Annotated in this window: 12 protein-coding genes; 10 read left to right on the top strand and 2 right to left on the bottom strand. The window is 40.4% G+C overall.

The genetic code is table 11. The features are described 5' to 3' along the window. Positions 1–11 precede the first annotated feature (11 nt). The 8 genes from M472_RS34605 (at position 12) to M472_RS34575 (ending at position 8,259) form a co-directional block, all read left to right on the top strand. Positions 12–1,556 (top strand): RagB/SusD family nutrient uptake outer membrane protein, encoded by a 1,545-nt coding sequence (locus M472_RS34605; RefSeq protein WP_021070521.1) that lies wholly within the window; start codon positions 12–14, stop codon positions 1,554–1,556. Positions 1,557–1,567: 11 nt separating this feature from the next. Continuing rightward, a complete protein-coding gene (locus M472_RS34600; protein ID WP_021070520.1) occupies positions 1,568–2,452 on the top strand; it encodes a hypothetical protein in 885 nt (294 codons plus the stop codon). Further along, complete coding sequence (locus tag M472_RS44550) at positions 2,449–3,168, top strand: FISUMP domain-containing protein (protein WP_081643174.1); 720 nt, start codon at positions 2,449–2,451, stop codon at positions 3,166–3,168. The genes M472_RS34600 and M472_RS44550 overlap by 4 nt, the downstream gene beginning before the upstream one ends. 32 nt (positions 3,169–3,200) lie before the next feature. Beyond that, positions 3,201–4,382: a TlpA disulfide reductase family protein gene (locus M472_RS34595; RefSeq protein WP_158499915.1), complete on the top strand. Its 1,182-nt coding sequence runs from the start codon at positions 3,201–3,203 to the stop codon at positions 4,380–4,382. A 2-nt stretch (positions 4,383–4,384) separates the two neighbouring features. Then, a complete protein-coding gene (locus M472_RS34590) occupies positions 4,385–5,572 on the top strand; it encodes a TlpA family protein disulfide reductase (protein ID WP_021070517.1) in 1,188 nt (395 codons plus the stop codon). Between the two features lie 29 nt (positions 5,573–5,601). After that, entirely contained in the window at positions 5,602–7,257 is a 1,656-nt protein-coding gene (asnB, locus tag M472_RS34585; protein WP_021070516.1) for an asparagine synthase B, read from the top strand. Between the two features lie 81 nt (positions 7,258–7,338). After that, on the top strand, positions 7,339–7,809 hold the full coding sequence (locus M472_RS34580) for an Lrp/AsnC family transcriptional regulator (protein WP_021070515.1): 471 nt from the start codon (positions 7,339–7,341) through the stop codon (positions 7,807–7,809). A 27-nt stretch (positions 7,810–7,836) separates the two neighbouring features. After that, the gene (locus tag M472_RS34575) at positions 7,837–8,259 is read left to right on the top strand and encodes a helix-turn-helix domain-containing protein (protein ID WP_021070514.1); all 423 of its coding nucleotides are present in this window, start codon (positions 7,837–7,839) and stop codon (positions 8,257–8,259) included. Positions 8,260–8,577: 318 nt separating this feature from the next. Here M472_RS34575 and M472_RS45630 read toward each other — a convergent pair whose 3' ends face one another. Together M472_RS45630 and M472_RS45625 are read right to left on the bottom strand one after the other, a co-directional pair. Next, a complete protein-coding gene (locus M472_RS45630; protein WP_200859618.1) occupies positions 8,578–8,901 on the bottom strand; it encodes a GNAT family N-acetyltransferase in 324 nt (107 codons plus the stop codon). 297 nt (positions 8,902–9,198) lie between these two features. Beyond that, positions 9,199–9,354 (bottom strand): hypothetical protein, encoded by a 156-nt coding sequence (locus tag M472_RS45625; protein WP_021070512.1) that lies wholly within the window; start codon positions 9,352–9,354, stop codon positions 9,199–9,201. A 464-nt stretch (positions 9,355–9,818) separates the two neighbouring features. Between M472_RS45625 and M472_RS34565 the strand changes: the two genes are divergently transcribed. Further along, on the top strand, positions 9,819–10,418 hold the full coding sequence (locus M472_RS34565; RefSeq protein ID WP_021070510.1) for an RNA polymerase sigma factor: 600 nt from the start codon (positions 9,819–9,821) through the stop codon (positions 10,416–10,418). A 94-nt stretch (positions 10,419–10,512) separates the two neighbouring features. Beyond that, the gene (locus tag M472_RS34560) at positions 10,513–11,742 is read left to right on the top strand and encodes a FecR family protein (protein WP_021070509.1); all 1,230 of its coding nucleotides are present in this window, start codon (positions 10,513–10,515) and stop codon (positions 11,740–11,742) included. The last annotated feature ends 84 nt before the right edge of the window (positions 11,743–11,826 follow it).

The following is an 11,826-nucleotide window of genomic DNA, read 5'->3' as shown; positions in this document are numbered from 1 at the left end:
TCCTAATTTTTATGAACAAAAAAAATATTAAAATGTTGCTCATCTTACTGATAGTTTTGGTGAGTTCCTGTTCTAAGTTTCTAGAAGACTATTCACAGGATTTGTCGAAAGTCGAAGGCTGGAAAGACTTAGATGAGCTATTACTGGGAGACGGGTATATGAAACCAAGTATGATTACCTATCGAAACTCCTCTATTTCTTTTAATAATCCTAATCTGGTATTCCTGCACTTTATGACGGATGAGTTGGAGCAGAATAGAGATGACGACTATGGTGATACATTCTATTATCTACGTAAGTATGGTGGTTTTGGTTATTACACCTGGCAGCAAGATACCGGTTTGGATAAAGACGGCCGTTATATTGGAGGGACAGATGCGCCCTGGGATCTTCTCTATGCGCATATCAATGCCGCAAATATTGTTCTTGGACAGATTGACAAGCAACCTGCAGCCACTGATGATGATCATCTGGCGAAAGAACGCATCAAGGGCGAAGCTTATTTTCTGCGTGGAGCCTATTATTTCTTGTTGGCCAATCTTTATGCAAGACCTTATGATCCCAATACAGCTGGAGAGATAAAAGGTATTCCTTTAAAAACGTCTGATTTTATTGAAGACAAGGCCTTTGAAAGACCTTCATTAAAAGAGGTGTATACACAGATATTGGCAGATCTGGATCAAGCGGAATCACTTTTGCAGAACAAGAAGAAAGGATCTATTTATAGAGCGAATATCGAAGCTACTTATTTGTTGAAGAGCCGGGTTTATCTCTATATGCAAGAGTACAACTCTGCGGCGATCTATGCCCAAAAAGTATTGGATCTGAATAGTCATTTGACGAATTTGGCTACAGTTTCTCCAGGCTCCGATGTATTTACCAAAGACTCAAAGGAAACTGTTTTTAGTATGGGAGGTTATCTACTGGCAACATTTGTTTATTCTCATGCTACTAGAGAACCCGGATATATCATATCTCGTGATTTGGATGAGTTATATCACACTGATGATTACCGTTTAGGTACCTATGTACAACGTCTACCGGGGGGACAAACTGTTTTTACGAAGATCGGCGGAAAATCTAACGTTTGGAATAAGCCTTTTGAAATATCAGACAGTTTTCATCTGCGTGTTTCTGAAGCTTATCTCACTTTAGCAGAGGCTTCCGTGTTTTTACAGGATGAGACAAGAGCAAAATCTGTGTTGGCAGGTTTTTTAGCTACCCGTATGAAGTCTACAGTAGCTTTAAGTGAGAGTGGCAATGATCTAATCGATTTTATACGCGAAGAGCGAGCCCGTGAGTTTTGTTTAGAAGGTCATCGTTGGTTTGATCTACGCCGTTATACTGTTTCTAATGCTTACAAGTGGTCCAAAGAGATCGAACACAGCTTTACAGAGTTTGATTATGGAAATCCGATCCGTACTGTGATTTATAAGTTAAACGCTTACGACCCTGCATACACTCTGGATATACCTAGGGCCGTAATCAATTTTCAACCGTCCTTAGGGGAATCTTTTAGACCACATAGACCCATCAATAGTGTTATTAATTATTAAAGCTGCCATTTATGAGATTGAAACTAACTATATACCTGATTATAAGTTTTTCGCTGATCGGATGTCAGAAAGAAAAACAATTGAGCCCCAATACAACCGTACAGAATCTTTTTGCTGTTTCAGACGATGCAACCGATGTAGAGTCGGTGTTGAGAAGGAACTTTTTTAAAGAAGAGAACACCTATCTTCTTTTTACTGATACGTTGGAAAAGAAGTATCTCGGTCAGGATGCTTATGGAGATGACAGCTGGTTTGTGGAGCGGGTTAATATCGACTACTCCATTAATAACACCGGAGATATGGGGCGTGTTACTGTTTTTCCGAAAATGGTTCAAAAACAAGAGGCGGTAAATTTCTTGAAGAATCATATCCTATCCCACTTAGGCCAGCCACTTAGACCTTATTCATTTCTATTGAGCGATTCCTATGACATATATGACAGTTATCGTGATACCTGGAAAAAATACAATATTAAAACCGGACTCCGGTGTATTGTGTTATCGCTTGGTACTGTATTACAGCAGGATGAGAGTCAGCAAAAGATCTATGTCGATGAAGTGCTGTTAGAGATAATGAAGGCCGCCTTGAGCAAGCAAGATGAGACGGTTCTATCCACTTTCTACAGTTACAGTAATGCTTATTATTCACTGGACAAGGAATACGACCTAGGTTGGCCTATCGAGCTTAATGATCATAAAGTAAGAGAAATCGGTTTTTTGAAGGATATCAGTCGATACTATCTTCCTTCAGAAAAGCAGGATTTAGAAGCGTTTTTACAACAAGTGCTATCTGTAAAACGGACTGATTTTTTAAACACATATGGTGCATACCCTTTGGTATTGGCCAAGTACGACATATTAACTGAAATAGTTACAGATTTAGGCTTTAAATTATGAGATACGATTGGAATAGGATAATGGTACACAAGATTCTAGGGTGCGTTTTAATTGCTTTAGTCATACTATCCTGTGGAAAGGATGAAGGTCGCCCCGATGTAACTCCTATAGCTACCGGGGTGGTTAAGGACAAAGAAGGTAATAGTTATAACTGGGTTCAGATAGGAGATCAGCAGTGGACAACGGCCAATGCAAGAGGTGGTGTTCCATTCTTTCGCCTAAAAGAACCACCTTCTTTTAGGTATACGTTGATAAGCGTGAGGGATACAACGGAGGTGAATCGTTTTTATGGTGAGTACGGTAATCTTTATTCTTTCGAAGATGCGGTAACCTCTGCGCCTGACGGATGGCATTTACCGACAGATGAAGATTGGCAGACTCTGGAAAAAAGGTTAGGGTTAAGTGATTCTGAATCCAATAGAATAGGATGGCGTGGATCGGGTATACAAGAACTTCTCCTCAATGTCGAGTCAGGATCTACGTTGGGTTTGAAACTAGGTGGGTTGGTTTTGAAAAAAGGTAGACCATTTTCTTTAACCTATACCTATTTCAAGGATTATGGCTATTACTGGACTTCCACAGTAAAGGAAGAATCGGCTGCAGGAAAACATGTCTACTTCCGTAAGTTAGTCGCAGGATCTGATCAGATGGGACGGTACACTACCAATGTCAATGACCTATTTATGAGTGTACGCTATGTTAAAAATCTAAAATAAAACAGATGAATCTAAGTAAAAATGTTTTAAAAATGCTAATCTTCTTTGGATGTTTAGCGCAACTTAATGTGTATGGCCAGTCCACGTCAGGGATGGTGTTACAAGGTAAGGTCGCCGGGGCTCAAGATGGAGCTCCCGTTCGGTTGGTCAATGTTGAAGATAAAGAAAATCAGAAGGAGCTTGTTGCAGGAACCTTGCATAAGGGCAACTTTGAACTTCGTGCCCAGTTGGAGGGACCGACATTGGTTTCTTTGCGTATAGGGAAAGGGAGTATCAATACGAAAGGATTGCCCGAGGGGTGGGCCAGTATTCCGATGATGCTTGAAAAAGGCAGTGTGACTATCAACATATCCCACATCGATAGTGTTTCCGCCGCATATAGCGACAAGGGACCGGTTATTTTTAACAATAAGCATATTAGCCTACGTGGAGCAGGAGACTGTCAGAAACAATATGAAACCTATCTATTAGCTGTAAGAGATGCTGATTATCATGTCTGGCAAGCTGATAGGGCAGCTACAGACTATTTTATGAGTGGTGGGGTACAACTAGACTCTTTGTCCAAGCTACATCTCAAGGAGAAGGTGCAAGAGATGAAGCGAGATAGTATCGCCAATGTTTTTATGAAAACAAATCCTTCTTATGCCATATCCGCCTGGATAGGTTTACAACAGGCGCGAACAGAATTCGTATATAGCGCAGAACAGTTGCAGAATATGGTGACATTATTAAAGAATAATCCTGATACAAGAAGGTATCAAGATATTCTAGAAGCTGTCGATCGTAACAAAGCCTACCGGGTCGGTACATTGTTTGGAAAGCTTCAGGGCGAGACACCAACAGGTGAAAACTTAGACATTGCCTCATTGATAGGACAGGGCAAACATACATTAATAGATTTTTGGGCTTCTTGGTGCGGCCCATGCCGATCCGCTATCCCACATGTCCGTTCTTTGTATCACCAATACGAGGGCAACCTGAATGTTATAGCTGTTTCCCTTGATGAGAAAAATGCCGCTTGGAAAAAGGCAATGGAGGATGAAAAAATGGAATGGACACAGTTATGGTTGCCCAATAAGAGTTTTAACGAATTGAGAGCACGTTTTAATATCAATTCCATTCCAGCATTGATGATTTTAAATCCATCTGGACAGGTCGTGTTACTGACCAATAGTTCCGATGAAATTAGTGCATATCTAAAAAGGAATATATAATTATGAAGACTTTAGTCTATAATCTTACTGTTAGTATTCTTCTTGTGCTATTGGCTATGGGAGCTAGTTATGCCCAATCTTTCCAGATTGATGGACAGGTAGAAGGGGTCAAGGATGGCACGATAGTACATCTGCTTTGTGTGGAGCATGGAGGAAAAGATAGTCTTGCGCGTGGTGTATTTAAAAAAGGGAAATTTAAGTTAAAAGGCAGAGTCTCTTCACCAAGGCTCTGCGAGATACAGATCGAACAAACTGTTCAGAATAGTGACGGTACCAACTACAAATCAAGTCGGAATGCTAAACTGATGTTGGATAATGTAAAGATGAGCTTTTTTGCTAATCACTTAGATAGTATTCCCTCGTTTATGGAGCGTGTTTCAAAGGAGAAAAATGTAATTATCAAGGGTGGCGACGTACAACAGGAATATCAGGAATACCGTGATTATATGTATGCCGCTGAGCTTACTGCTTATAATGCATGGCGGGATCTCTATTGGAGCCCACTTGCAGAAAAAAGGAACCAGGATACACAACGTAAAGCTGAGGAGGTTAAAAATCAGGCGGATGAAGATGTCGAAGCCCGCCAACGTATGTTTGTCAAGCTTCATCCAACGTATGCTATTTCGGCCCTTTTGGCTTCAGAATGGATTAAGGAGCCATTTACTTATTCAGGAGATGAGTTGGATTCCTTATACCACAGTTTATCTCAGGGACGTGACCAAGTACGTATTGCACAGATCAAGAATGAAATTGTATCAGCAAAGCGCTACACCAGGAATAGTAAATATAGAGATTTTGGACTGTTGACCGTGAATAAAGACACCTCGAGTTTAAAGGAGCAACTTCATCCACAAAAATACAGTCTAATAGATTTCTGGGCTTCGTGGTGTGGGCCTTGCCGTGCGGCCATTCCGGATGTCCGTCGTTTGTATAACTCCAAAGGTGATAGACTTCATATCATAGCTATTTCAGTGGATGCCAAAGAAAATGATTGGCGAAAGGCGATGAACGACGAAAAGATGGAGTGGACACAACTTTGGATACCCAAAGAACTGATGAAAGCAGTACAGGATGGCTATCAATTGAAAAGCATTCCTTTTCTATTGCTGCTTACACCTGACGGAAATATTGCCTACGCTGGACATGATGTTCATAAAATTGAGTCCATATTGGAAGAGCAAACATATTAGCCAACAATAGTAACAGTAAGATATAAATTATGTGTGGTATAGCAGGCATTTTTATGCCAAAAGAAGCAGCAGCAGTATTAAGAGTCAAAGTATTGGAGATGTCGCGTCGTATCCGTCACAGGGGACCGGATAGCTCAGGCATCCATAGTTCTTCTCGAGTACATTTGGTACACGAACGCTTGGCTATTATGGATCTGGAGCAGGGGCAGCAGCCCATTTATAGTCCTGATGGTGCAGTGGTTTTGATTGTTAATGGCGAGATCTATAATTTTAGAGAATTAAAAGCCGAAGTCGAAGATTATCCCTTTACGAGCACATCCGATTCGGAGATTTTGATGGCCCTTTATCTGAAGTACGGGGTGAGCTTTTTGGATAGACTTAATGGGATGTTTGGACTAGCCATTTTTGATGGTCGTGACGATTCATTTTTGATCGCTCGTGATCATTTGGGGATTATTCCATTGTATTATGGCAGTGATGATCTAGGACAGGTTTTTGTAGGTTCCGAGCTCAAGTGCTTGGAAGGTTTCTGCAAGCAGATTGCACAGTTTCCTCCGGGACACTATTTGTATAGTAAGATGAGTCTGCACCCCGAACGGTACTACCACCGACATTGGTCGACAGTACCAGGGACTTCAAAAGACATTACCGAGATACGATCGGCACTTGAAGCAGCTGTCGAGCGGCAATTAGTAGCGGATGTTCCTTATGCCGTGTTGCTTTCAGGAGGGTTGGATTCTTCGGTCATTGCTGCCATTGTAAAGAGAATCTTGGATAGACGTCAAGAGGGGACCACAGCTAGTCCCGTAGTCTTAGATTCTTTTGCCATAGGGCTTAAAGGGTCTCCAGATTTAGAAGCGGCGCGTAAGGCTGCCGAATTTATCGGTACGAGGCACCATGAGATACATTTTACCATACAAGAGGGGCTTGATGCGCTGAGGGATGTGATCTATCATTTAGAGACTTATGATGTCACTACTGTACGTGCTGCTACTCCGATGTTTTTGCTGGCACGTGCTATCCGTGCGCGCGGATTTAAGATGGTGCTTTCTGGAGAGGGATCGGATGAGCTCTTCGGAGGTTATCTCTATTTCCATAAAGCTCCCAATGCTCGGGCTTTTCATGAAGAGACAGTACGTAAGTTGTCCAAGCTGTATCAGTATGACTGTCTCCGGGCAAACAAGGCCCTTTGTGCCTGGGGAGTAGAGGGGCGCGTACCTTTTCTTGATAAAGAATTTGTCGACACTGCTATGGAGTTCGATCCGGAGCAAAAAATGATAAAAGACGGCCGAATGGAGAAATGGGCATTGCGTCAGGCATTTGCAGGCTACCTCCCTGACACTATTTTATGGAGACAGAAAGAACAGTTTTCGGATGGCGTGGGGTATAGCTGGATAGACAGTCTTAAAGCCATGGTCGAAAAAGAGGTTTCCGATGTCAATTTTAATTATGCCGCTGTGAATTTCCCGGTGCAGCCCCCTCGTACCAAAGAGGAATACTACTACCGGAGTATTTTTGAATCCTATTATGCATCGTCTGCAGCGGTATTGACTGTACCCTCTGCCAAGTCGGTCGCTTGCAGTACATCCGAGGCATTGGTTTGGGATACGTCCTTCGAAATGATGGACGAGCCTTCCGGTCGTTCGATCTCCGATATACATCTTGAAGCGTATACGACCATTTAGATCCAAATCAATTTCAGTATATGTAGTGATAATGACGGAGTGTAGTATTACACTCCGCATTGTCTTTTATTTTGCTACACCATGACAAAACTAGATCAAATAGATATAACCCTGCTACAACTTCTACAGGAAGACGGTACTATTACTAAGAAGGAATTGGCCGATAGGGTGCATAGGTCGCTGGCAGTGGTCCATGAACGTATTAGGAGCCTTAGGACCAGGGGGTATATAAAGCGGATTGGTGCAGTCTTGGATCGAGGTAAGGTGGGATTTGGAGTAGTTTCGTTCTCTCAGGTATTCCTGGACAATCACAGTCCTTTAGCGTTGCAAGAGTTTGAAAATACCATAATGGAATTTTCAGAAGTTATAGAGTGTTTCCAGATAGCAGGTTCTTATGATTTTCTATTGCGTATAGCGACCTCCGATATGGCAAGTTATAATCGGTTTTTACGGGAAAGGTTGGCCGTGGTACCTGCTATTGATAGGATACAAAGTTTTTTTGTACTGTCGGAATCCAAGAATGATATGATCTATCCGTTGCCTATCGATTAATCTTACTTATTTAAAAACTAACTAATAATGGAACAGTTATATCTCTTTTTGCAAAAGCTAAAGCAATTAAAGGAGGACAGAGAGAATGTTCTTATCGCTGAAGCACCATTTTGGAACCAACATCAGAAAGGGCGGATTCATAAAGTTTGTCAGTATATAGTGGATCATTGTGATGAGCCTATTTTACTTTCAACCGTGGCAGATCAAATATATCTTTGTCCCGAAGCATTTTGCCGATATTTTAAACAACATACAGGGATCACTTTCGTTACCTTTCTCCACAAGGTCAGGGTTGCCAAAGCATGCGAGATGATGATCTCGGATAACTCAAAGACTATATTTGAGATTGCTTATAGTTCTGGATTCGGCTGTATTTCCAGTTTTAATCGGACATTCAAGCGAATTATGGGGATGACAGCTACTGATTACTTACGTAATCTTGATAGATAATAAAGGACATTGAGTGAGATCTATTTTAAGTCTCACTCCCTATATTTTTCTCAAAAGCTCTGATATAAGTACAATTGTATATGTAGATATCAGTGACTCCACGTCAATTTTCCGCACGACATGTGGAAAATTCTTTCATAAGCAGGCGTAGTATATTACGTTGTTGTTACCCCCTTTTTCCGTTTATTGCTAGCGGCTTTGGTTTCCTCTTCGGCTAGGATGATGTCGACAACTACCGTTTCGAAAAGCTTGGAGTCGGTGCCATCTACTTTTTTCTTATTTCACTTCTTTCGTAATAAAGAGCACTTAGCCTGGTTATTAATCAGTTAACAGAATAAGATCGTAATAAAGTAACCTAGTATTAAGTAGGGTGTCTTCCGGTATTCCGGTATATTCTTTTTCTTGGTCTTCCGAACTGAATAATTCAGCGAAGCCATTTCTTCTATAATACTTTAGAGGAGCTACCGTATTGTAGGCATCGACAACAATGAATCTACAACCTGTTTTATTGGCCTTGTCGATAAACCATGATTTTATAAAATCCATGAGTTGATCGCCTATGGATTTGTCTTCGGTCTCTAAGTTTCTAAAGTTTTTATTGACGCCTAGTCTACCAATAAGCACCGCGGGATAGCTTTTCATTTGCTTAGGTCTAGGGATCTCGGCTATCACTTTCTTTTTTCGCGCATTTGGTAATGTATAGGTTTTTATGCTATCATTTGAAATTGTAAACGCAGCTACAATCTGAGAAGGATCCTCATCATATGTAAAACAATAGCTTTTTCCTAGTAGCTGTGCTGTGTAGTTAAGTACATCTTTGGAAAAGAACTCATTTAGATCGGAATTTCCACAATCAAATGCAACGCAATCTTTTAGAATTGATTCGTTATAGCTCTGTAGAGTGCACTTTTCATAGAGAAATGCCAAGATAGTAGAAAACTAAATTTTAGCCTTTTCTAGAATTTTTGCTGAAACGGCTAACTGCTTGGTGAACTTGACGGTCGATCTTTTTGCAATAGCAGCCTCTGCTTTGCTGTCAAAAGCGACAGCAACGTCTTCTTTTAGTAAAGGAATGTTTTTTATCGCAATTGCCATAATTGATTGTTATTAACAGTATTAGACGCAAAATTAGTGAAATAGTTTAAACAACACAAGTTTTACTCCTTCTTCCGTTTGTTACTGGCGGCTTTGGTTTCCTCTTCGGCGAGGATGATGTCAACGACTACCGTTTCGAATAGCTTGGAGTCGGTGCCATCAGCTTTTTTCTTGGGCACTTTTTTATAACGGATAATAATCTGCTCGTCCGCAGGGATACCGTTAGGGAAGAGATCATCTAAGCTTTTTAATCTAAATACCTCAAAGATGAGGAGTTGGATAATAAATTGACTAAAATTTTTAATAAGTAAAAGATATTTCCTTACATTTTGTCCTTTTCAATCGTTTGGGTTACCAAACGGCTTTTTGTATTATTCTTATAAAATCTATTTATATATTTGCAACTATGGCAAATAGCAATAGTTTTGCTATCATTAACACCTAAGCTCAAGATCTGAAGTAAAATGGACAGGCATATTCCCAAAAACGAGATTGCAGAAATACTACTCCGCGTTTCTAATGGAGATGAGCAAGCCTATCGTATCATTTTCGAATCATATAAGACATCCATATACTCTACCGTTTTTAATCTTAGTGATGATGAGTTTATAGCAGAGGAAGTTCTTCAAGAGACCTTTATACGTCTGTGGAACTATCGTAGTAAATTGGGTGACGTTGATAATTTCGATGCCTGGATTTATCGGGTAGCCAAAAACGTCTTCCTCACAAAAATAAAGAAGACAGCACCATCTTCCGAATCCTTAGATCTTATCTTGCACGATATCTTTGTAGAACCGGTATCTTATAGTGATGTTGAATACAAAGAATTAGAAGAAACCTTTCAGCAAGCCATACAAAGTCTGTCCCCTAAGCAGCGACTCACTTATCAGCTGATTAAGATTGAAGGGCTATCGCGCAAGGAAGTCGCCAAAATACTCGAAGTCTCTACCGAGACGGTCAAGTGGAACTTGGACGAATCGGTGAAAAAGGTGAGGTCGACCATGATGGAAGTACTCAAAAATTTACCATTGGTTCTCATTTTGTTCTATTTGCAAAAAAAATAATCTTTGTCCCCCCCAAAGGCAAAGAAAGCGAAGTCATATTAATAGAAGGGATTAGATTCTTCACTGTGATCTACTCCTGTGTTTTATAATCCGTATGAACTATAATCATAGCTATATAGAGTTATTGATACAGCGTTGTCTGAATCAGACTGCAACCGCCGAAGAGCGGAAGGTACTATTACATGTATTGAAGTATTCGGAGGATGAAGAAATTGGGCTCAAGATAATTGCTGCTTTTCGACGAGAGCAGATCATACAGGAGCCGGCTAATACTGTCTGGACAAAGATTGAGCAGCAGATAACGGTAGTGTCTCCGACAAAAACTAACAGCGTGTACAGGAGTATCTTACCTATCTTGAAATACGTAGCAGCTGTCATTTTATTTTTAATGCTCCCTTTATATTTCTTTAGAGATGTCTTACCGCCTGCTGTTACTGAATTGCACATCGTACAAGAGGTGAAAGAAATCTTTAAAACAGAACCTAAAATCATAGATTCAGATGAATTTGCCAAAGAGATACAATTGGTACTTTCTGAAGATAGGAGGGTCTATCTGCCAGAAGGAGATGTTTCAGACTATATAAATGCCGAAAAATACATCAATGTCCTGCATTCCGACAATCAGATAGCATATTCGATTAAGGACAGTTTAGCCCAGATAAGTCCTCAAAATGCAATATATCATACTGTCAGGGTTCCGTACGGTAAGCGTTTTTCAGTGACATTGATTGATGGTACAAAGGTTTCACTTAACTCAGGAACGGAGCTTAAGTATCCAATCAATGTGCAGAATCAGCAGATGGATCTTTATTTGACGGGAGAGGCATATTTTGATGTCGCCAAGTTGCAGAATAGAAAATTCAATGTACATGTGCGAGGAAATCGGGAGAAAAAAGCACATATGGTTCAGGTATTGGGCACACAGTTTAATATCAGAGCTTTTCCAAAGGATAAACAAAGTGTTACTACACTATTCGAAGGAGCAATACAGTTGTCCGGTCTAGACAGAATCCCGATACCGCTGCAACCATTAAAACAGATTGCTGTGGGGCAGACGTATGCTATAACGAATGCTGATATGGAAGGCGCATCTGCCTGGAGAAACAATTTGTTCTATTTCAAAAATACACCCTTAGAAGAAGTAGCTAGAGAATTGGAACGCTGGTATGGTGTGAAAATTCAATATAGGAAAACAACTGAATCTAAAAGGTTACTGGCTCAGATCTCTAGGGAAAAGAGTTTAGCACAAGTGTTGGAAATGCTAGCACAGACCTATGATATTAAATACGAATACCAAGGAAAGGAGGTTGTTTTGAGCGATTAATACCAGAGCTAATATGCAAATGTCAACAAAACTAAGAAATTTTTAAACCACAATATAAGGACACTAACCAGTCTTTTCTTAAAT

It is taken from the genome of Sphingobacterium paucimobilis HER1398 (genome assembly GCF_000416985.1).
Taxonomy (GTDB): Bacteria; Bacteroidota; Bacteroidia; order Sphingobacteriales; family Sphingobacteriaceae; genus Sphingobacterium; species Sphingobacterium paucimobilis.
This window is presented reverse-complemented; position numbering and strand designations above follow the sequence as displayed.